The following is a 20444-nucleotide window of genomic DNA, read 5'->3' on the forward strand; positions in this document are numbered from 1 at the left end:
TAATAAATTGCTAACACTGTAGAGATGCTTACAACGTCTCTACTATCACTAATATTAAATGTCTTGTGTCTCAATTATTATTCCGACTCTTAACGAAGCAAGCTGTTTAGAGCGTACTTTGCACCAATTGAGTATTCTAAATCCTCCAGCAGGGGAAATATTAGTAATTGATGGTGGTAGCGAAGATGAAACGGTAGCAATTGCAACTAAAGCAAGCATTAAAGTTTTAAGTTGCCAACCATCCGGGCGAAGTCTTCAGATGAACTATGGCGCAAAAGCCGCTACTGGGGATATTTTGTGTTTTCTCCACGCTGATACTTGCGTCCCTGACGATTTAATTGCTGTCATCGTTGCTACCTTAGAAGATAAAAGTATTGCTGGAGGCGGATTTATTTCGTTAATGACAGGGTTCCAAACTACCCGTTGGGGAGTATCTTTGCATAACTATTTAAAAACTTACTACGCGCCGTTAATATTTCGCCCTCTCCTATTCTTTAAAGGACTACGCTTGTTGTTTGGCGATCAGGTAATGTTTTGTCGTCGCGCTGATTTCTGGGATTGTGGCGGCTTTAATGATGTACCTATATTAGAAGAAGCAGACTTGTGTTTAAAGCTGGTGCGGCTAGGACGTATTTGTCAAGTGAATCGAATAGTCACTTCAAGCGATCGCCGAGTAGCCCATTGGGGTACGCTAAAAGCTACAGGTATATATCTTTATATTGGAATATTGTGGGGTCTGGGTGTTTCACCTACCTATCTGAAAAAGTTTTACGAGGATATTCGTTGATTTAAGATTGAAAAAGGACAGGTTAGAATGTGTAGGCGCGAGTTATTTTTCTGGGTGAGTTAAAAGCTTTGCAAACACAAACTCTCAAACGCATACGACTAATTATTAATCCGGTTTCTGGCAATGACGAGCCTAATTTGATGAAATTGCCAGACATTATTGCGGCGATGGAGGCAGAAGGAATTAGAGCCGATATAGCTTTTACAGACCCCGATAATTCCCCGGCTTTGATTGCTCTTAAAGCCATTGAGGAAAATTACGAGTTAGTTGTAGTTGCGGGTGGAGATGGTACGGTAGGCGAAGTTGCCAAGGGGTTGCTGCGATCGCCTATTCCGCTCGGAATTATCCCTATCGGCACGTACAATAATATTGCTCGTAGTTTGAGCATTCCGACCGATTTAGTTGCAGCTTGTCAGGTAATTGCCCAGGGTCAAATTAAAAGTATCGATGTAGGTCAAGCTAATAACGAACATTACTTTTTTGAAGCGGCGGGAGTTGGGCTAGATGCTGCCCTTTTTCCCTTGGGCGAAGAAATCAAAGGCGGTCGGTGGGGACAACTGTTGCAAGCGGCTAGATTAGCAATAGGTTACAAACCACAACGGCTAAGAATTGAATTTGACCGCCCCATAGCGGCGGCTCGTGTACCGCCTCTAAAACGACGGTTTGGGAGACAAAAGCCCCTTGCTAGGCGCGAATTGAGGCTGTCAGCGCTATTAGTTGTAGTTGCCAATGGAGCTTATTACGGTACTGGTTTTACTGTTGCTCCCGATGCGGCAATTGATGATGGGTTGCTCACAATTAGTATTTTCCGCAACTTTAGCAAATGGGAACTGATGCGTCACTTTTGGGCAATTAGCAAAGGTCAGCGTCATTACAGCCCCAAAATAGAAACGTATCGGGTTGCGGAAGTCAGCTTTACTTCTGATGTCAATATACCAGTTCACATTGATGGTCATCCCATTGGAGAATTACCTGTAACCCTGAAAGCAGTTAAAGATATGCTTAAAGTTATTGTGCCAAAAACTACTGTAATTTTACCCATTTCTGGGACTTAGGGGTTTAAAAGCGATTGCTCTTTAGTAAGTTATTAAAAACGCATCTTACATAAATTACGATTATTCGTGCGATCGCAACCCAAAAGCTATTGAGCGTAGGTCATACTTCAACTAACGTATGATGAAAAACCAATGTCTAAAACAAAAGTTGGGGGGCGTTACCAAGTTGTTGTACCTAAAGAAATTCGAGAAGCGCTTAACCTAAAACCTGGAGACTATCTAGAAGTCAAAGTTGTAGACGGGACAGTAGTAATGATTCCTCAAGCCTCTTATACTTCGCGGCTTTTTGGCAAACATCGAGAAATTTGGCAACAAGAAGATGCAGTAACCTATGTACGGCGCGAACGAGAATCATGGCGCGATTAACAGACTTGCATGGGTGTAAGGTTGGTTTAGATACCGCCGTGTTTATCTATGCTTTGGAAGGTCATGTTACTTTTAGAACTCTCGCTATTAAGCTATTTGAACAAATTGAGCAAGGAGCAATTAAAGCCTCCGCTTGCGATCTAGGGCTGGCGGAGTTGATGGTTAAGCCTCTACGATTGGGTCAACAAGCGATCGCGCAGGAGTACGCTAAAGACTTACCTCAGTTTCCTAACTTAAATTTTTGTGCCATAACTCAAGCGATCGTGATTGCGGCAGTACGGCTACGAGGTAGCAGTAAATTGGGTTTAATCAATGCGCTTCATCTCGCCGCTACAAGTGCCGATGGTTGCACAGTCTTTATTACTAACGACACAGTAATTCAGCATCCAGATTCAAAATTGACAATTCTTTTGTTGTCCGATCTTCAGGTGTAAGCGTTGTTTGCTAGGTACGATCACGTTGAATTGAATTGCTTACGCGATCGCACAACCGCCGAACTTTCCGCCATCAATCTGTAGGTTCATCTTAAGTTGAACTAACTATCGCTTGTTTTGTTTCAGCATCAGATTCCTTATCAACCAAATGCTGCACAACTAAAACTGAACAACAAGCATGATGAAGAACATAATTGCTTACACTTCCTAAAATCAACTCATTTATACCCGATCTCCCTCTACGCCCCATAACTATAAGATCGGCTGACCAGTTAAGAGCTAAATCACAGATAGTTTGACCTGGGCTGCCGTGATTTTGACTAAATTCTGTACTAACTCCGGCACTAATTGCTTGAGAAGCAAGGATTTGTAAGAGTTTTAAACCTTGATTTTCAAATTCCTTATATTGTTGTTGATAAATTTCCAGCGCTTTACTACTTAGTCCTGTATAGTACTCTCTCCCGAAACTTGTAGGCATTGGCATTCCCTCTTCATAAGATAAAACGTGCAGCAACATCATACTCGCCCCTGTACTTTTAGCTAAATCAAGAGCTTTATCGAAAATAGTCTTACCCGTTGGAGAGGAGTCAATAGCCACTAAAACTTTTGCAAACATAATAAAGTTTCTCCCAATTATTTTAAGTGAGGTTTTCTTTTCTTATTGTTTTGTAATCTTGCAACTTTCTATTTTTTGCTTAAAAGTATGTTGCTTTACTCAAGGCTACAAAAAGCTGATGATTTTGTAATATTCGCTTAGTAAATGTAGGAAAATCTAACCATCATTAATACTAATCCTACTAACATACAAACCCAAATTATTAACGAACCCCAGCTAACAGACTGACCTAACCACGGGGGCTGTGTATTCTCACTCACCTTTTTGAGGATAGCCATTTGTCTTCCTCCATATCTATACATTCTTAATTTTTAATTTAACCTAAAGGAGCTAACCAAGACGTTATTTGTAATGAAAATTAAACCCAACCAGTAATGAAATTTTAAATTTATATAATTTTTATCTAAAAGCGGCTTTTTAAACTTACAGCCATTATCTTTCTAAAAAATCGCCCCCATAGTAATTACAGGTGCGATTTTATTTTAGATATTAAATCAGTGAGTAAAGGCGGTAAATCTGAAACTTTAATCGGAGTAAAATACATTTTGTGTTGCCATTATCCTATACGCTGGCGCTACATCTATCTAACTGCGTATTTGCTCTATAGTTAATGGCTTGATTAGATTCTACGGAAGACTGACTTATTTCACAAGTTAGAGGTCGTACCGTTACTACAGGCATTGCATCAGGCAGATTCATCATATCCTCTAGATTTTCCCACGAAGGAGCAAAAGCGGCGATCGCTAAATGACAAGCTTTCCAACCTGCGTGAACTGCTCCATCCAGCAATTGGCACGTACCACCACGTCGTCCTTCTGACTTGTAATAACGACAATAACGGCAAGTAGATACAAGGCTGTTTGAGGTTTTCATAAAAGATTTACTGACGAACTATCTATACCTTGTATTTTGCCTCTATAAGTAAACAGTCTTTTCTCGATCAAAGCATTACGAGATACTGTTTGTAGCGATCCCTAGGCATAATTTACTTCATACTTTCTTTAGATTCTTGTGAGATTACACAGATTTTTAGTAATATTTCTCTACAAAGTATCTTTCTAATTAGAAATGTAAACTAAATAAAGCGGGGATCAACGCTAAACAATTGCTAGTTAGTGTAAAGTTAAGTGCAATTTGCTAAAACCATATATTAAGAAAACGTAAAATTAAGCGAATATCTAATCAAAATAAGTCCATAAAATCGCTGTTTTTCCGTGTTTTCTGGGTTGCACTTAGGGAAAACTTAAAGCTTTAGAATTAAAGAATCAGTAACTTTACGGAGGGGGTAAATAGATAATAGCTAGGAGTATTCCTATAGATATACTCACTAAATTTATAACTGCACGCTTTGGCAATTTTTAATTAAAAAGCTTGTCGTCAATGGTAAGGAATGACGACAAGCTTTTTAAATGAGTAATTGAGATAAGTTGTTATTGCTGATATTTAGCAACTTACCAAGTAATAGGCTTAGTTTAGGGCAATGCCCGGGCGATCGCTATTGTTACGGCTAGAATAATTGCGATCATCAATCGAGTTTTCTATCCCATCAAGACCTACTTCAGCGGCGGTACGATTGAGCATTGATTGCTGACGATTCTTAACGATGTGATGGTGACGCATCATCAAAGCGCGGGCTTGTTCTTGGGTAGACATAATCGGATTCCTCTTTTTCTAGAAGTGTGATGGTGTTTTTTGCTTATGTTCTTACTATATCAAATAAATTCTGTAGCATAAACTACCGAATTAAAAATTTAACATAACTTTACAATATCTACAGATTCTCAGAGCAGTCAACAATTAGATAAACAAAAGATTTAACCTGGTATATAGCAGACAAGAGTTTGATGTCTGCCAAACATCTATTAATAAACGTATTTGACGAACTATGTTTGATGCACTATCTGACCGTTTAGAATCTGCTTGGAAAAAGTTACGAGGTCAAGACAAAATTACCTCTGCAAATATTCAAGAGGCGCTGAAGGAAGTCCGCCGCGCGCTTTTGGAAGCAGACGTTAACTTGCAAGTAGTTAAAGACTTTATTGTTGGGGTGGAAACAAAAGCCCAAGGAGCAGAAGTTGTATCGGGGGTTAGACCCGATCAGCAGTTTATCAAAATTGTCTACGACGAACTGCTAGCAGTCATGGGAGAAACTAACGTCCCGTTAGCAAAAGCCGATACAGCCCCAACAATCGTTTTAATGGCTGGATTGCAAGGAACAGGTAAAACTACCGCCACAGCTAAGTTAGCGCTTCATCTCAAAAAAATTAATCGTAGCTGCTTATTAGTAGCTACAGATATTTATCGCCCCGCAGCGATCGATCAATTGGTAACTTTGGGTAAGCAAATTCAAGTACCTGTCTTTGAAATGGGTACGGGCGCTGACCCCGTAGAAATTGCTAAACGCGGTGTAGAACAAGCTAAAGCTCAAGGAGTTGACACCGTAATTATCGATACGGCGGGGCGCTTGCAAATTGATGTAGACATGATGGGAGAACTAGCCCGGATTAAAGCTGCCGTACAGCCCCAAGAAACGCTGCTAGTAGTAGATGCGATGACGGGTCAGGAGGCGGCAAATTTGACGCGCACGTTTCACGAGCAAATCGGAATTACGGGGGCAATTTTAACCAAATTAGACGGCGATAGTCGAGGCGGGGCGGCGCTTTCAGTGCGTCAAATTTCCGGTCAGCCGATTAAGTTTGTAGGGGTAGGGGAAAAAGTAGAGGCATTGCAACCATTTTATCCCGATCGCATGGCATCGCGGATTTTGGGTATGGGAGACGTGCTAACCCTGGTAGAAAAAGCCCAAGAAGAAATCGATCTTGCCGATGCGGAGCAAATGCAGCAGAAAATGCTCTCGGCAAAGTTTGACTTTACCGATTTTCTGAAGCAAATGCGGTTGTTGAAAAATATGGGTTCGCTGGGGGGGATTATGAAAATGATTCCCGGTATGAATAAGCTCAACTCTGACCAGCTAAAGCAGGGCGAAACCCAGCTAAAACGCTGTGAAGCGATGATTAAATCAATGACAACTCAAGAGCGCAAAGATCCAGATATTTTAGCAAGTTCACCAAGTCGGCGGCGGCGAATTGCTGGCGGGTCGGGTTATAAAGAAAGCGATGTAGCGAAGTTAGTCAGTGATTTTCAAAAAATGCGGACGATGATGCAGCAAATGACTCAGGGCGGCTTTCCAGGAATGTTTGGGGGGATGGGCAATCCAGCCGCCGCAGGCAATCGTCCGGCTCAAGCAGGTTGGCGTGGCTATAACGATCCTGGGGGCAAAAAGAAGAAAAAAGAGAAAAAGAAAAAAGGCTTTGGTACTTTGTAGGGTAGAGTCGGCGATCGCATTACTAGATGCGATCGCCTATTCCTAAAAAATATCTAAGTAAATTCTACCTAGTCATTCCCAAACTGCGGCAACACAGTTGAACAAGCTCGTTTTAGGGTAAAAAAGTGTTGCAGGTTTCAATATTTGTTTGTGTTGGCTGGATTTTATCAGTATGTCTGCATGAATTTGACCATGCCATAGTTGCCTATTGGGGTGGTGATACTTCTGTTAAAGACAAAGGCTATCTCACCCTGAATCCGCTCAAATACACAAATATCAACCTTTGTTTAGACAAATAGTAAAAACCTAGGTATTAATTTTCCTTAATTAGCACTCAAGCGATCGCGATCGCTAAAATAAACTTAAGTTCACTGCTTGAGGATGCCAATTATGACAGGACTCTTCCAATCACAAACCTTTCCAGCTACTTTACCTGACCATACGCAGCTACCAGAATCTGACGGTACATTTGTGAAGAACTTTCAAGAACATCCTCAAAGTGTACTGCTGACAGATTCAATCGAGCCAATACTGAAACAAATCCATCCCGATGACCAATATTGTATCGGTCAAGATTCTGGCATCTACTGGCGTTTGACGCAGCCCTTAGAAAGAGGTGTTTTAGCCCCAGACTGGTTTTATGTACCTTTTGTACCCCCAACCCTTAAAGGTCAACTGCGGCGCTCTTATGTATTGTGGCAAGAATACGTTGCACCCTTAATTGTTTTAGAGTTTGTGAGTGGTAATGGTGCAGCAGAACGCGATCGCACCCCAGGTACAGGCAAGTTTTGGGTATACGAGCAAGGGATTAGAGTACCTTTTTACGGCATTTATGAAGTTGCAAAGGCTGCGGTGGAAGTCTATCATTTGATTGAAAATTCCTACCACCGCTTAGAAGCAAATGATCGCGGACATTACTTTATCCCTCAGTTAGGCGCAGAATTAGGCATTTGGCAAGGACATTATTCCAACACCGAATTGCCCTGGCTGCGATGGTGGGACGCTCAAGGTAATTTATTGCTAACTGGCGCAGAACGAGCAGAAATAGAGTTACAAAGGGCAAATACTGAAACTAATAGAGCAAATACTGAAACTAATAGAGCAAATGCTGAAGCTCAAAGGGCGGAAAAACTAGCCGCGCAATTAAGAGCGTTGGGGATAGAACCAGAAGAATAACGATTAGTCTTGTTGACTTGCAAACTGACGCGCACCTATAACCGAAAGAGCGATCGCACTTACAAGCAATATCGGGATACTATACCAAGGAAACTCAGATATAGGTAAGTAAGCCGCCGCTCGGAGTCCAATTGCGGTATAAGTTAGCGGTAATAGATACACTATGGCTTTTAACGCAATCGGTAAGGTAGCTGGATCGAAAAATGTAGCTCCCAAAAATGACATCGGGACAATGACAAAGTTGTTGTACAAACCTACACTTTCAAGACTTTGCACGTTTAACCCGACAATGACCCCTAAAGCTGAAAACACCGCACAATTTAGCACCAATAGCAGCAAAAACAACGGGTTAATAAAGCTCCAAATTTTCCCTGTAAATAGTACCGCAACTAAAATTACAGACCCCGATGTCATTAATCCTCTAACAATTCCTGCCAGCATTTTACCCACTTGCAACGCCAAGGGATGAATGGGGACTAAGAGTAATTCTTCAAAACTTTTAGTAAACAAGCGATCGCCACAAATAGAAAATGTTGTCCCCCCAAAACTAATTGTCATCGACGACAGCGCTACCATTCCCGGCAAAATAAATTCTAAATAGCTATCACCAACGGCGGGTTTAGGCAAAGAACTACCCAAACCCAAACCAAAAGCAAAAATGTATATGAGCGGAGAAATTAACCCCGAAGCCGCTACTTGAGTAATACGGACGCGCAAATCTAGCCAATCACCCCAAAATATCGTCAAACTATCAGCAAACAGCGTTCGCCATTGGGAAGAATTGTTGGTTTTGGTTAGAGAAGGCGATCGCATTTAATTGAAAAATAGTTTACTTGACTACATAATAACCATTGCTGTTGCGACATCGAGCAATAATAAAATAAGGAGAGTCACTAACCCTCCCTAAAAAACTAGGTGAAATTGATTAAGCAAGATGAGACGTAAATCTGGTAGGTCTACAGTGACAGACAAAAAACCTTTCGCATTTCTACCCGCAAGCGTTAACTACGCCACCATCGCAATTTTGGCGGCGGTGTTAATCTTAGGAATCGGTATCGGGACAGTTTTTACTTCAGATACGGGAGCAACACCAAATAACGTTAGTTCCAGTATTCAGATCGACCAAGCGGCTCCCAACCCTGAGGTGTGTATCAATAACGGTGCTAGTGCTATGGTGATGGATGCGCGGTTATTTGTCACCTTGCGACCATTTAAAGTTTATGTCTCCCAACCAACTATGCGTCCAGGCTGCGTACTGCGCCAAGCGAACTGGGTAATTTTGGAGCAACGTAACTTAGTCACAGGCGATCAAGTACGCGATTGCAGGCAAAAGTTAAATACTTTTGGGTATACCGGGGATTTGGGTAGTTCTCCAGCAATTAGCTGTATCTACCAAAGTGAAGACGCGCAGAACTTCTTTATTAATCAACCAGGAGCGGTTAACGCCCCCACTAATACCGATCAATTCTAGTGACTTGAGGATGGGGAGGCGCTGGGAATCGCGGCTTTTTGGGCAGTAAAAGGGGTTTTTGTTGCTTCCCCATTAATTGCAATTTCCCCTACTAACTTATCGCCGTCAATTTTACTATTAATGGCGATCACCCTTTCGCCTGATTCTTGGGGGAATCCGCACAAAACGGACTTATCAACATTACCAGTAAGACTTAACTGCTGCTCTTTAAATAACCCCGTCAACGTTAGTTTTTCTTCGGCGGACATTGAGTTTTGCACTTCTTTTTTTAAAATGGCGGCATTAACATAGGTTCCAGACTGATCGAGTTGGAGCATTAGAGGCGCTACTTGGGAGCAACCAGGCAAGCTATTGGTCAAAGCCAGTTGATACCTACCACCAATAGTTTTAGGCGCTTTGAGATTGCTTTCTCCATAGGCTGTAACGACATTAAATAGTAATAGTACAGAGCCAATAGCGATCGCGTAAAAAGTCAAAGATTTAGTATTAAAGTGGCTGCTCATACTTCTCCTCCTAATTTATCTGTATCCAGGCTGGGGGCAACTATCGCCGCTAAATGAGATGTAACTTGGCTGTAGCGACGAGTTATGAGCAATGAAGATTTGCATTGAATTGCCAATTGGTCGGTATATCGCCCCAAAGTTTGCCGCTCAATTCCCCAAGCGCGGCTAGTTCCAGCAATAGTTAGATCGACGCGCTCAGAAGCTTCAACGGCTACAATGATAGGTTCGGCGGATTGCTGAACTTGAATATCAATGCGATCGCGCACTGTCCGAGACAAGTTCTCCATTACTCCGCTCAATTCATAGCTCAATTCGCTATTAGTTTCTCCCGCTTGCACTACTCGCAAAATTGATAAAGTGCGGGTTTGGGAACTGGCGAGCATTCTTAACGCCAGTTCTAGCGCCAAATCGTCGTGAATATTGCCCGAATAAGCCACTAACAATTTTTCCATTGCTGTTTGCCCGCGATCAATGTAAACTCCCACATCCACCGGAGCCATACTCAAAATTTGCCCGACACGCCCACCTAAACGGTTGGTACTAAAAGCCGGACGATGCCAACCTACTAACATTAAGTCAATTTTATTTTGGCTGGTAATTTCTTCTGTAGATCGGGCGACATCATTAGTAACGCGAACTAAAGGCTGCACAAGGGCGCGGATATCTGGAGGTTCTAAAGTTCCAATCAATTGCTCTAACTGTTGGCGGCGTTTATCCATCAACCTGTCAGCTTCAGCAGGCATACTTTGAAAAGCGTAATCTTCCTCAAGTTCTACTAAGCTCAGGGGATGAACTACAGCGCTTTGGAAATTGTTAAGAGCGATCGCCGTTGCTAATTGAATTAGTCCTTTTTGGGTATCTACGTTAGCTACAGGGACGAGAATCCGGTAAGTAACTTCGGCTTTCGGTACTGCTCCTAATTCGGTTTCTGGTTCAACGGTATCTAATCTAATTAGCCGTTTAGGATAAGTCCACTCTAATAAGGGCGAAGTCATAAAGGTAGTAACTAACGCCATAATTACTAACATCGTGAACAAAAGCGGCGATATTACCCCCAAGTTCAAGCCAATATTTAGAACGATAAGTTCTGTCAAGCCGCGTGTATTCATCAACCAACCGAGGGCTGAAGCTTCACGATTTTCAATTCCACTCACTCTTGCAGCTATGTAAGTACCAAAATATTTACCACTAATTGCTACTCCGATGACGGCGGCGCACAGCCACCACAATTCGGGACGATTAAGCAATCCTATTTGCGTCCGCAGACCGCTATAAGCGAAAAATATTGGTAACAGAAAAATTAATACAAAGTCTTCGGTTTTTTCGGCTATTTCTCTTACCAAACCTTCATCTTTAGGCATAACTGCGCCTAACAAAAACGCCCCGAAAATGAAGTGAATACCGATTAATTCTGTAATTAAAGCACTCGCAACTACCCCAGCATAAATACCTGCTAAAAGTAATTGATTCATTTTACCAACGCGCTGATAATACCTAGCAACGCGCTTTAAAAACCACCGCCCTACCGTCACCATCAAGCCGATATAAATCAACGAATAGATAATTGTGGGGATAGCTCCGTTAATTGTCCCAGTTCTAGCTACAGCGATCGCTAAAGCCAGTACGCACCATGCCGTTACATCATCTACCGCCGCACAAGTCAACGCCAATGTTCCTAGGCGCGTACCCTGCAAGTTATTTTCAGTAATAATCCTAGCGAGTACCGGAAAAGCGGTAATTGACATCGCCGCCCCCAAAAATAAAGCAAAGGCGGTGAAAGATACATCTCCGTTAGAAAGCTGTGGATAAAGTAATACAGCCAGCAGAGTTCCCAAAGAAAAAGGGGCTAAAATACTGACGTGAGATACTAAAATTGCAATTTCAAGCTGACCGCTCAAATATTTGGGATTTAGTTCTAACCCAATGAGAAACATGAAAAATATCAGTCCAATTTGAGAGAGGACAAATAAATAAGGGATTGTTTCGGCAGGAAATAAAGTTGTAGCCAAATTAGGCGCAACTAAGCCTAATAAAGAAGGGCCTAGCATAATCCCGGCGATAATTTCGCCAATTACTAGCGGCTGCTTGATTGATCGACATCCTAGCCCCACTAGCCGCGAAAGTCCAATTACAATTAGCACCTCAACTAGAACAATAGCAACTGCGTTCATAGTTTCCTCAATGGGATAATCTGATGTGTCCTATGATGATTCCTTCAATAACTTCAATCTGTCAAGGTAGTTGCAGATTTTGGGGAGAAACTTAGTAATTTTAACGTCTAAAATCACAATAGCCGTCAACAAGCTTTCAGCCCTACAAGTAATCAATATATTCAAATAACGTTATATACTTACTTCAAAGCTTAGGTAGTAGATTCCGGTTATGATTTAAGTATTTACTGAAAATTCCCCTAAGTATTTTGGTTGTTAATTTTTGACTTTCATTAATATTTATGCTCTACACTTAGGTACAACTTAAACCTATAAAATGCAAAATAATTATTTGCGAAACAAGGTATTGTCTTATTCATCAATAAAAAAATCTTCATCAATTTTCTTGACTTCATATACTTCAACAGTGGATACACCAACGCCGTACTCTAGCATTAGTTGAGCTAGGCGATCGCCATCAATTAATGCAATTTTGTTATCAATTTTTGATATATAATCTATGGCTTCAGTAGAAAAGTTTGAAGTTGTAATAAAAACTCCTTTTCTAGATTGGAAGCCATGTAATGCTCCCACAAATCTTTGAATATCAGGACGACCTACAGTTCCTTCCCATCTTTTAGCTTGGATATAAATAACATCTAAACCAAGCTTATCCTCCTTAATAATTCCATCAATACCACCGTCGCCCCTTCTACCAACAGCTTGTCCAGCATCCTTGATAGAACCGCCATAGCCCATTTTCACAAGGAGTTTTACTACTAATCTTTCAAAAAAGCTAGGAGAACAAGCTTTAATGCGAGTAATAACTTCCTCAGCTACACCTTGCTTAATCTCTAAATAAGCAGCTTCTAAATACTCTTGAGGGGTTTTTTGTTTAACTTCTATCCCGTTATCAATTATTCCAGGAGTAATTTCAAGAGTTGTTTTATTTTTAAAGGCAATAAATTCAGGAAACTGATTTAAGTATTTAATATCAATTAATTGAGGATTTTGTTCTAAAACTTCACTTCCTCTAACAGTTATTTGAAAAAAGCCTCTTTTTGTAAATTCAAGAAGAACTGCTTTCTTCAGGTATGTTCTAGCTCAACCAACTCTATTATCAAAAATTGCTTGTTTACCACTAGGTAAAAGTTTTTGTCTCTCCACCTCACAAAGCTCAAAATTTATAGTTAAACCATCTATCAGATCACGTAAAGAATGTTCTTGCTGGTCAGCTAGATATTTAAGTAGAGGTAACATGATGCTTTGGAAATCGGGGATAGGCATTTAATAACTCTTGTTAACCTAGCCTACTCTTGCACAAATCCTCTCCCAACTTTGGGAGAGGGACGATTGAAATTAGATTTTTCTTAGCCTAACTGGATAAGGATAAATCTTTTATTCATACAAGAGGGCTACACCCTTTACTAGCTTTTACCAGAATTTTGCGAAAGCTGGCGATTAAGCACGTTGAGCGCCTGGTTGCCCATCTTCAACAACAAAGGATGCTAGGGTGCTGATAGTAGAATTTTGGTCGAGGATTGTAGACACTGCACGGTAATCGCTCTGCCAATTTTTGCGGGTTAGATTACAACGGACATACCCCCGAAAAGCACCATCAAAAAACTTAGTATGGGGATTATCAGTTAAAGCTGCGGTGACTGGAGCAATAAATACACTAGGAAAGTCCGAACTAATAGAAGTTCCGACAAACTCTGTACCTACAATTGGCGAATCCGTCTTGCTAAAGTCTGTTTTCAAGTCATGTACCCAACTAGAGTGAATATCCCCAGTAATCACAATTGGATTTGATGGTTTTTGCTTGTCCAAAAAGTCTAGTAATCGACTCCGGGCGGCAACATAACCATCCCATTGATCCATGTTGAATACGTCTACTTGAGGGCGAGCATCAAAGTCATACTCCCCTAACATAGTTTGTTGCGCAATCACATTCCAACGGGCTGGGGAACGATCCAAACCTCGAAACAACCAGCGCTCTTGCTGAAGTCCTGTCATCGTAGCATTTGGGTCAAAAGCGTCTTCACAACGGGGTTTGATGCCATCGCCGCAAGGCTGATCGCTGCGGTATTGGCGAGTATCAAGTACGTTGAACTCGGCTAAATTACCAAAGGTAAAACGTCGATACAACTGCATATCTGCCCCTTCAGGCGACGATGAGCGACGTAGGGGCATATGTTCGTAGTATGCCTGATAAGCATTAGCCCGTCGCGCCAAAAACTCTTGCTGGCTTTGGTTATCTTCTGAGATTGCACCAGCGTAGTTGTTCTCAACTTCGTGGTCATCCCAAGTAACTATCCAAGGAAAAGCCGCATGAACTGCTTGTAAATCTGGGTCAGTTTTGTACAAAGCATAGCGATCGCGATAGTCTTGGAGGGTAACAATTTCGTCACTATTATGCTGGCGCGGCCCGCCGGGTTGAGGCCCGTACTCATAAATATAATCGCCCAGATGCACAACCAAGTCTAGGTCTTCCTCTGCCATATGTTTGTAGGCGGTGAAGTAACCATTTTGCCAGTCTTGACAAGAAGCAAAGGCAAAGCGTAACTGATTGGGGAAATCTCCTCTAGCAGGAGCAGTGCGAGTACGCCCAACTCGGCTTAATTCATTACCTACTTTAAATTGATACCAATACCATCGTCCAGGTCTAAGTCCGCGTACATCTACCCGGACTGAATGTGCCAATTCTGGTTTGGCAATTACCGTCCCACTTTTGACAATTTGGCTCATGCGTTCGTTAGCTGATACTTGCCACTGTACAGGCACTTGATCAGGAGGCATTCCACCACCGTCAAGGGGACTAGGAGCCAAGCGCGTCCATAGTATTACACTATTTGGCAGTGGATCGCCTGAAGCTACACCTAGACTAAAGGGATATCCTGATAATATTGGTCGGGCAACTACTTTAGTTGAATGCTGACTTGCGAAGCCCGTTACCGGGCGCGCTTGCGCTATCGCAATTCCTGTTAAGGCTCCGGCTCCTATTAGCAAACTACGACGTTTTACCTTACTTGATAGCAGGCGCTCAAAATTAAAGTTATCCATCTTGGGTGGCTTTTTGGGGTTAACTTATTTAACTGTGGGCAACTCAAATCAAACCAAGCCAACACTTACTTTATTTTCTTGGGATAGTTTTGGAGTGAACGAGACTACTTTTCAGTAGTTTTTCTAATAAGTGGCTGACTTATTTTTAACCAAAAAGATCGTTAGTATTACTCGATTTAATTGCGAAGCCTAACCTAAAATTACCAACCCAAAATTAACTAACGGTCAACGTATTGTTAACATTAACTTAATCTACAAATAGTTATATGTGTAAACTACCTAGCGTTGAATTTTAAAACCAATGCAGAGACGTTGCATTGCAACGTCTCTGCACCAAAAATTCATAATTAACTTGCTGGATTATCAACCATTGATTTAATAGAATTTAAGTCAAGATTAAATTGACGCGCGATCGCATCTATAACTTCAGTTTCGGCGGGAGTTTGCACGCCATCGGCTTCAACAATTCGGTAGCATTGAGCTAATAGAGGAATTGCAAAGTCTCTATTAAGTTGCACAAGTAATGTATTTAAAGGCTGCGGCGACTTAAAATCCTCAGCAATGACTTTAAGTGAAGCTGGACTAATATTTATTGCTTGCAGTTGGGGTAAAATTTCATCCCAAGACTTCGCGGGATGACTAGCTAAAATTGTATGGACTAAAATTCGATCCATTACAACTTGTTGAGCGATCGCAGTTTCTAAATATTTCGCGCTTTGTTGCTGCAAATCGTCCATTGCTTTCGATTTCACATCTTCCGGCGACCTTAGTTTTGTTTCATAAAATCTACAGGCAGCATAACCCAAAGAGTACAACATTGCAGCGTTAGTGCTTGCCCCAATTGTTGCCCCCGCAAAAGGTACATTTCGTAGCAAACCTAAACCTACAGCTTTTAGTACGCGACTACCACCCAGACCTAAACCAAAAATTCCTAAAACTTCGCCGCGACGCTCTGGATCTTTCAAGTCAAGTCCGTACACCGCCGCAATTTGATAAATCATCTCTGCTTGTAAGCGCGTTGTCGCCGCCAAATCTACCGCCAATAGAGCTATAGCTATTCCTGGTAAAAGACTGCTGGCAAGCCCAATACCCCCTGCTTGGGTAGCTTTTTCTACCATGATCCGATGAGCAAGTTGGCTAGGTGATTCGTGAGGATAATCTTGCTGGAGCTTTTTAACAGCGCTTTGAGCTTTGGCAACATCTACACTATCGGCAGCACCTAGTAGCCAATCAAGATTGAGAAAGCGAGTCAGCCGCCGCACAAGCCAATTACTACCCACATTATCGATAGTTTCTCCCGCACCTTTAGTTACTTGGGAGAGCAAATCATGGGTTCGATCCGCCGCCTCTTGTCCAGCATCGAGAGCAATGCGTGCAATTTCTGCAACGCTTTTAGTTACGTAATCTACTGTAGAGGGCGGGTTCTTGGGTTGTTTTTGCAAATTGCTCATGATGGGGCGATCGCCTTTAAATATGTCTCTAGCCATAGTTGTAATAAAAAAGTAAGCTGAAAAACATCTATCTAATGCTTGTACTTTGCCTAATTACTCCACGTCAAAAGTAATAAATTGAGACGATCGCAACTTACGGTTTCTCCTGCTACCTCTTTCGGCATAAAATTCATAAAATATCTAGTTTCTAAAACGCGATTGCACCGGACTATTACACCCAATCATTGAAATTACTATGACTATTGGCTATGTCGCTCTTGTCCTCCACGCTCATTTACCTTTCGTCCGTCACCCTGGAAGCGATTATGTTTTAGAAGAAGAATGGCTTTATGAAGCTATTACCGAAACTTACATTCCATTGCTGCAAGTATTTGAAGGATTAAAGCAAGACGGCATCGATTTCAAAATTACGATGAGCATGACACCGCCCTTGGTTTCAATGCTCCGCGACAATCTGCTACAAGAGCGCTACGACCTGCATTTAGCCCAATTAGAAAAATTAGTTGCTTTAGAAAGCGATCGCAACAACAATAACGGTCACCTCCGCTACTTAGCTGAATATTACGTTAAAGAATTTGCCAACGCGCGCAAACTCTGGGAACACTACAAGGGCGATCTGGTCACTGCTTTTAAGCAATTTCAAGACTCTAATAACCTAGAAATTATTACCTGCGGCGCTACTCACGGCTATTTGCCACTGATGAAAATGTACCCCGAAGCAGTTTGGGCGCAAATTCAAGTGGCTTGCGAACACTACGAGCAAACTTTTGGTCGCCCACCTAAAGGTATTTGGTTGCCCGAATGCGCCTACTACGAAGGGCTAGAAAGGATGTTAGCCGATGCAGGCTTACGATATTTCCTCACCGATGGGCATGGCATTCTCTACGCCCGTCCCCGTCCGCGTTTTGGTAGCTACGCACCGATTTTTACCGAAACTGGAGTAGCAGTTTTTGGGCGCGACCACGAATCGTCTCAACAAGTATGGTCTTCAGAAGTCGGCTATCCAGGCGCGGCAGAATACCGCGAATTTTACAAAGATTTAGGCTGGGAGGCAGAATACGAGTATATCAAGCCTTTTATCATGCCCAACGGTCAGCGCAAAAATACTGGGGTCAAATACCATAAAATCACTGGGCGCGGTTTGGGATTATCAGATAAGGCTCTTTACGATCCCTACTGGGCAAAACAAAAAGCTGCCGAACACGCCGCGAATTATATGTACAATCGGGAGCAGCAAGTTAGTAATTTGCATGGGATTATGCAGCGCCCCCCCATAATTGTTTCTCCATACGATGCGGAACTATTTGGTCATTGGTGGTATGAAGGCCCTTGGTTTATCGATTATTTGTACCGCAAGTCTTGGTACGATCAAGGAACTTATAAAATGACCCACTTAGCGGACTACTTGCGAGAAAATCCCAATCAACAAGTTTGCCGTCCTTCACAGTCTAGCTGGGGCTTTAAAGGCTTTCATGAGTATTGGTTAAATGAGACTAATGCTTGGGTTTATCCTCATTTGCACAAAGCCGCCGAAAGAATGATTGAATTAGGAAGCAGAGAACCCGCCGATGAGTTGGAGTGGAAAGCTTTAAATCAGGCTGCTAGAGAAGTGCTATTAGCGCAATCATCGGATTGGGCGTTTATTATGCGTACAGGGACAATGGTTCCTTACGCGGTACGAAGAACGCGATCGCACCTGATGCGTTTTAATAAGCTCTACGAAGACATCAAAATCGGCAAAATCGATAGCGGTTGGCTCGAAAAAGTTGAGGAAATAGATAACATTTTCCCCCAAATTAATTACCGCGTTTATCGTCCGGTGTAGGTTTTAGAGTTAATTAGCACAAAACTAATGCGAAGCCCGTTACCGGGCGCGCTTGCGCTATCGCACCTTGGATAATTTTACAGGGTAATAAAGTGCGATTACCCAAGGGGTAGCGCTAGGGGCGATCTCGGCGGATTTTTTAACCTAGGATGACGCCTTTTCAACTGAAAACTTAATTTTGTGTTTGGGATTTTACCCAACTTCTAAAAGCTTTAATGGTTGCATTTCTACCTTTAATCTTACTTTGCTCAACATATTGAGGAATAACATCAAATAAAGGCAAGTTGGGAAAGTTGCGGCTAATATTTGATTTGATATACTTGCCACTTTCTAACACATTTATTTCTAAACTTTGACCGTCGTATCGCCATAATTCTGGCACTCCCAAAGCTTCGTAATTACTAAGACGGGTGCGAGAAGTGATATCAATTTCAAGTGCCAGGTCTGGCGGAGGATCGGTGCTAAGGTCTATGCGTTTTTTGCCTCTAATTGCTGCTTCATTTTGAATGTAAAAACAGTCATCTGCTTCTACTCCAGTTTTCATGCTTTCACTTTTAAAGGTTGTAGAAGCAAGGCTTCTAGCTTCAATCTCTAGTTCTTCAAGCAGCGCTTTTACTAAATCGCCAATTATTACTTTATCATCTTCATGTTCTGGCAGTGGGGTCATTATTTCCAATAGCCCCTGACTATAATTAATTTTAGCTGCACGCCTTTCTCCCAGTTCTTCTAAAATGTTTTCATACATTTGCCAAGAAACATTTTTTAGTAAAAACTGTTGCCCAGGTTGGACAACTAACTGATTTAATTCTAATAGCATAAATTTACTTACAAATTTGTCTAACTATTAAATACAAGTATAAGCTGCTTATTTCAAGTTGAGAAGTCGCTCTAAAATCATCTCAATTCAAAAGCCAACGTTTTTTAATGCGCGATACCTATTTATTGCCGCCAATCCCAAAAATTTAAGTTGTGATAAGTGTGATCGCATAACGGAATTAGGCAAAAGAGCGATCGCTAATTATTGAAAATCATTGTAATTTAAAGTAATACAATTGCCAAAAGTATTTACACTCTCTCAATTTAAAATCACTTTGTCACAATAAAAGTACAGGCTTTGCAGCAAAAAAAATGACAATAAATCAACCAAATGTACCGAATGACTTTGAGACAACAGTTTTATCTGAATTGCGTCAAATTAACCAGAGGTTAGACCATTTAGAGACTAACGTGAGTAATCTTCAACTCAAGTTAGAAAAAGTCGATTACAAGTTTGACACTTATCAAAAAGCGTCCGACTCAATGGTACGGCTGGCAACTACGATAATTGTAGCGGCGGCGACAGTGGCGGTACTACCATCAGCTTTAAGTGCAATTTCTCCCTTAATCAATGCCTTGGTTACTGGTGTAGGATCGGCAAGTTAAAGTTTATTCAACTTCGCTGCCGTTCGTAAAATCTGCCCTGCTAAAATTGCCGCGCCAAAGCCATTATCAATATTGACAACGCCCACACCCGCCGCACAAGAATTGAGCATTGTTAATAAAGGTGCAAGCCCACCAAAACTAGCTCCGTAGCCAATGCTAGTAGGCACAGCAATCACCGGACAATCGGCTAAACCTGCAACTACACTCGGTAAAGCCCCTTCCATTCCAGCCACCACGATTAGCACGGAAGCGGAATCTATAACATGACGATTATTGAGTAAGCGATGAATCCCAGCGACACCTACATCCCACAAACGCTGTACTTGGAAGCCGCAAAGAGTCGCTGTAACCGCCGCTTCTTCGGCGACAGGTAAATCTGCTGTTCCCGCCGATAAAATACTGATAATCCCAGGATATTGAGGGGCGACTACTTCAGGAGTAAGGGCGCAAATTCTCGCGGCGGGGTAATATTGCAATCCTGTAACTAGAGTTTCTAACTGAGCATAGACACTGCTTTCAATGCGCGTAGCCATCACTACAGGGTTACGCAGACGCATTGCTTCGATAATTTGAGCAATTTGGTCAGGAGTCTTGTCTTGACCCCATATCACTTCTGGGAAGCCAGTTCTACGAGTGCGATCGCTATCTATCCGAGCAAAATCGCCGACATTTTCATAACCAAGGTGTTTGAGCTTTTCTAAAGCAACGGTGGGATTTACTTCGCCTGTAGCTACAGATTCGAGCAGACTTTGCAGATTGTTAGCTTGAGTCACAGTTAATTTTTTAGGGGTGATGGGTAA

At 41.9% G+C, this 20444-nt stretch carries 22 protein-coding genes; 10 read left to right on the top strand and 12 right to left on the bottom strand.

The features are described 5' to 3' along the window. Positions 1-58 precede the first annotated feature (58 nt). From C7B70_RS03725 to C7B70_RS03740, 4 genes are all read left to right on the top strand, one after another. Positions 59-787: a TIGR04283 family arsenosugar biosynthesis glycosyltransferase gene (locus C7B70_RS03725; RefSeq protein WP_106367729.1), complete on the top strand. Its 729-nt coding sequence runs from the start codon at positions 59-61 to the stop codon at positions 785-787. A gap of 68 nt (positions 788-855) precedes the next feature. After that, positions 856-1842 carry a diacylglycerol kinase family protein gene (locus C7B70_RS03730; protein WP_106367730.1) on the top strand — a complete coding sequence of 329 codons (987 nt, stop codon included), beginning with the start codon at positions 856-858 and terminating at the stop codon, positions 1840-1842. A gap of 132 nt (positions 1843-1974) precedes the next feature. Beyond that, positions 1975-2208 carry an AbrB/MazE/SpoVT family DNA-binding domain-containing protein gene (locus tag C7B70_RS03735; protein ID WP_106367731.1) on the top strand — a complete coding sequence of 78 codons (234 nt, stop codon included), beginning with the start codon at positions 1975-1977 and terminating at the stop codon, positions 2206-2208. Next, positions 2196-2642, top strand: coding sequence for a PIN domain-containing protein (locus C7B70_RS03740; RefSeq protein WP_106367732.1), 447 nt, complete (start codon positions 2196-2198; stop codon positions 2640-2642). The genes C7B70_RS03735 and C7B70_RS03740 overlap by 13 nt, the downstream gene beginning before the upstream one ends. Positions 2643-2733: 91 nt before the next feature. Here the strand turns inward: C7B70_RS03740 and C7B70_RS03745 are convergent, their stop codons facing one another. The 3 genes from C7B70_RS03745 to C7B70_RS03755 all read right to left on the bottom strand — a co-directional run bounded on the left by C7B70_RS03745 (position 2734) and on the right by C7B70_RS03755 (position 4911). Continuing rightward, the gene (locus tag C7B70_RS03745; RefSeq protein ID WP_106367733.1) at positions 2734-3258 is read right to left on the bottom strand and encodes a universal stress protein; all 525 of its coding nucleotides are present in this window, start codon (positions 3256-3258) and stop codon (positions 2734-2736) included. Positions 3259-3819: 561 nt separating this feature from the next. Beyond that, the gene (locus tag C7B70_RS03750) at positions 3820-4131 is read right to left on the bottom strand and encodes a hypothetical protein (protein ID WP_106367734.1); all 312 of its coding nucleotides are present in this window, start codon (positions 4129-4131) and stop codon (positions 3820-3822) included. Positions 4132-4725: 594 nt separating this feature from the next. Beyond that, on the bottom strand, positions 4726-4911 hold the full coding sequence (locus tag C7B70_RS03755; protein ID WP_106367735.1) for a hypothetical protein: 186 nt from the start codon (positions 4909-4911) through the stop codon (positions 4726-4728). Positions 4912-5143: 232 nt separating this feature from the next. On the opposite strand from C7B70_RS03755, the gene ffh reads away from it, so the two are divergent. The 3 genes from ffh to C7B70_RS03770 all read left to right on the top strand — a co-directional run bounded on the left by ffh (position 5144) and on the right by C7B70_RS03770 (position 7759). Then, positions 5144-6583, top strand: coding sequence for a signal recognition particle protein (gene ffh, locus C7B70_RS03760; RefSeq protein WP_106367736.1), 1440 nt, complete (start codon positions 5144-5146; stop codon positions 6581-6583). Between the two features lie 125 nt (positions 6584-6708). After that, positions 6709-6882 carry a hypothetical protein gene (locus C7B70_RS27535; protein WP_233220817.1) on the top strand — a complete coding sequence of 58 codons (174 nt, stop codon included), beginning with the start codon at positions 6709-6711 and terminating at the stop codon, positions 6880-6882. Between the two features lie 91 nt (positions 6883-6973). Continuing rightward, positions 6974-7759: a Uma2 family endonuclease gene (locus C7B70_RS03770; RefSeq protein ID WP_106367737.1), complete on the top strand. Its 786-nt coding sequence runs from the start codon at positions 6974-6976 to the stop codon at positions 7757-7759. A 3-nt stretch (positions 7760-7762) separates the two neighbouring features. Here the strand turns inward: C7B70_RS03770 and C7B70_RS03775 are convergent, their stop codons facing one another. After that, on the bottom strand, positions 7763-8572 hold the full coding sequence (locus C7B70_RS03775; protein WP_106367738.1) for an ABC transporter permease: 810 nt from the start codon (positions 8570-8572) through the stop codon (positions 7763-7765). A 121-nt stretch (positions 8573-8693) separates the two neighbouring features. On the opposite strand from C7B70_RS03775, the gene C7B70_RS03780 reads away from it, so the two are divergent. Beyond that, positions 8694-9230, top strand: coding sequence for a DUF3172 domain-containing protein (locus C7B70_RS03780; protein WP_106367739.1), 537 nt, complete (start codon positions 8694-8696; stop codon positions 9228-9230). On the opposite strand, the gene C7B70_RS03785 is transcribed toward C7B70_RS03780, so the two are convergent. The 6 genes from C7B70_RS03785 to C7B70_RS03805 all read right to left on the bottom strand — a co-directional run bounded on the left by C7B70_RS03785 (position 9227) and on the right by C7B70_RS03805 (position 16433). Continuing rightward, a complete protein-coding gene (locus C7B70_RS03785; RefSeq protein WP_106367740.1) occupies positions 9227-9733 on the bottom strand; it encodes a hypothetical protein in 507 nt (168 codons plus the stop codon). The genes C7B70_RS03780 and C7B70_RS03785 overlap by 4 nt on opposite strands. Beyond that, positions 9730-11904, bottom strand: a complete 2175-nt coding sequence (locus C7B70_RS03790; protein WP_106367741.1) for a cation:proton antiporter — start codon at positions 11902-11904, stop codon at positions 9730-9732. Before C7B70_RS03790 ends, C7B70_RS03785 begins: the two co-directional genes overlap by 4 nt. A gap of 351 nt (positions 11905-12255) precedes the next feature. Further along, positions 12256-12975: a restriction endonuclease gene (locus tag C7B70_RS28670; RefSeq protein WP_339376738.1), complete on the bottom strand. Its 720-nt coding sequence runs from the start codon at positions 12973-12975 to the stop codon at positions 12256-12258. Between the two features lie 12 nt (positions 12976-12987). Next, a complete protein-coding gene (locus C7B70_RS27545) occupies positions 12988-13170 on the bottom strand; it encodes a winged helix-turn-helix domain-containing protein (protein WP_233220818.1) in 183 nt (60 codons plus the stop codon). A gap of 174 nt (positions 13171-13344) precedes the next feature. Beyond that, on the bottom strand, positions 13345-14946 hold the full coding sequence (locus tag C7B70_RS03800) for an alkaline phosphatase (RefSeq protein WP_106367742.1): 1602 nt from the start codon (positions 14944-14946) through the stop codon (positions 13345-13347). Between the two features lie 347 nt (positions 14947-15293). After that, entirely contained in the window at positions 15294-16433 is a 1140-nt protein-coding gene (locus tag C7B70_RS03805) for an EcsC family protein (RefSeq protein WP_106367743.1), read from the bottom strand. 199 nt (positions 16434-16632) lie between these two features. Between C7B70_RS03805 and C7B70_RS03810 the strand changes: the two genes are divergently transcribed. Continuing rightward, positions 16633-18222 (top strand): glycoside hydrolase family 57 protein, encoded by a 1590-nt coding sequence (locus tag C7B70_RS03810; protein ID WP_106367744.1) that lies wholly within the window; start codon positions 16633-16635, stop codon positions 18220-18222. Between the two features lie 172 nt (positions 18223-18394). Here the strand turns inward: C7B70_RS03810 and C7B70_RS03815 are convergent, their stop codons facing one another. Next, on the bottom strand, positions 18395-19039 hold the full coding sequence (locus tag C7B70_RS03815; RefSeq protein ID WP_106367745.1) for a Uma2 family endonuclease: 645 nt from the start codon (positions 19037-19039) through the stop codon (positions 18395-18397). 311 nt (positions 19040-19350) lie between these two features. On the opposite strand from C7B70_RS03815, the gene C7B70_RS03820 reads away from it, so the two are divergent. Continuing rightward, entirely contained in the window at positions 19351-19644 is a 294-nt protein-coding gene (locus C7B70_RS03820; protein ID WP_106367746.1) for a hypothetical protein, read from the top strand. Here C7B70_RS03820 and larB read toward each other — a convergent pair. After that, on the bottom strand, positions 19641-20417 hold the full coding sequence (larB, locus tag C7B70_RS03825) for a nickel pincer cofactor biosynthesis protein LarB (RefSeq protein ID WP_106367798.1): 777 nt from the start codon (positions 20415-20417) through the stop codon (positions 19641-19643). The two genes, C7B70_RS03820 and larB, sit on opposite strands and share 4 nt — an antisense overlap. Between the last annotated feature and the right edge of the window lie 27 nt (positions 20418-20444).

Source organism: Chlorogloea sp. CCALA 695, assembly GCF_003003885.1.
GTDB lineage: Bacteria > Cyanobacteriota > Cyanobacteriia > Cyanobacteriales > Chroococcidiopsidaceae > Aliterella.

What these genes read in the sequence shown, in the direction of transcription:
- C7B70_RS03725 (WP_106367729.1), top strand. Translation starts at nt 59, where the DNA reads ATGTCTTGTGTCTCAATTATTATTCCGACTCTTAACGAAGCAAGCTGT.
- C7B70_RS03735 (WP_106367731.1), top strand. Translation starts at nt 1,975, where the DNA reads ATGTCTAAAACAAAAGTTGGGGGGCGTTACCAAGTTGTTGTACCTAAA.
- C7B70_RS03740 (WP_106367732.1), top strand. Translation starts at nt 2,196, where the DNA reads ATGGCGCGATTAACAGACTTGCATGGGTGTAAGGTTGGTTTAGATACC.
- C7B70_RS03745 (WP_106367733.1), bottom strand. Translation starts at nt 3,258, where the DNA reads ATGTTTGCAAAAGTTTTAGTGGCTATTGACTCCTCTCCAACGGGTAAG.
- C7B70_RS03750 (WP_106367734.1), bottom strand. Translation starts at nt 4,131, where the DNA reads ATGAAAACCTCAAACAGCCTTGTATCTACTTGCCGTTATTGTCGTTAT.
- C7B70_RS03755 (WP_106367735.1), bottom strand. Translation starts at nt 4,911, where the DNA reads ATGTCTACCCAAGAACAAGCCCGCGCTTTGATGATGCGTCACCATCAC.
- ffh (WP_106367736.1), top strand. Translation starts at nt 5,144, where the DNA reads ATGTTTGATGCACTATCTGACCGTTTAGAATCTGCTTGGAAAAAGTTA.
- C7B70_RS03770 (WP_106367737.1), top strand. Translation starts at nt 6,974, where the DNA reads ATGACAGGACTCTTCCAATCACAAACCTTTCCAGCTACTTTACCTGAC.
- C7B70_RS03775 (WP_106367738.1), bottom strand. Translation starts at nt 8,572, where the DNA reads ATGCGATCGCCTTCTCTAACCAAAACCAACAATTCTTCCCAATGGCGA.
- C7B70_RS03780 (WP_106367739.1), top strand. Translation starts at nt 8,694, where the DNA reads ATGAGACGTAAATCTGGTAGGTCTACAGTGACAGACAAAAAACCTTTC.
- C7B70_RS03785 (WP_106367740.1), bottom strand. Translation starts at nt 9,733, where the DNA reads ATGAGCAGCCACTTTAATACTAAATCTTTGACTTTTTACGCGATCGCT.
- C7B70_RS03790 (WP_106367741.1), bottom strand. Translation starts at nt 11,904, where the DNA reads ATGAACGCAGTTGCTATTGTTCTAGTTGAGGTGCTAATTGTAATTGGA.
- C7B70_RS27545 (WP_233220818.1), bottom strand. Translation starts at nt 13,170, where the DNA reads ATGCCTATCCCCGATTTCCAAAGCATCATGTTACCTCTACTTAAATAT.
- C7B70_RS03800 (WP_106367742.1), bottom strand. Translation starts at nt 14,946, where the DNA reads ATGGATAACTTTAATTTTGAGCGCCTGCTATCAAGTAAGGTAAAACGT.
- C7B70_RS03805 (WP_106367743.1), bottom strand. Translation starts at nt 16,433, where the DNA reads ATGGCTAGAGACATATTTAAAGGCGATCGCCCCATCATGAGCAATTTG.
- C7B70_RS03810 (WP_106367744.1), top strand. Translation starts at nt 16,633, where the DNA reads ATGACTATTGGCTATGTCGCTCTTGTCCTCCACGCTCATTTACCTTTC.
- C7B70_RS03815 (WP_106367745.1), bottom strand. Translation starts at nt 19,039, where the DNA reads ATGCTATTAGAATTAAATCAGTTAGTTGTCCAACCTGGGCAACAGTTT.
- C7B70_RS03820 (WP_106367746.1), top strand. Translation starts at nt 19,351, where the DNA reads ATGACAATAAATCAACCAAATGTACCGAATGACTTTGAGACAACAGTT.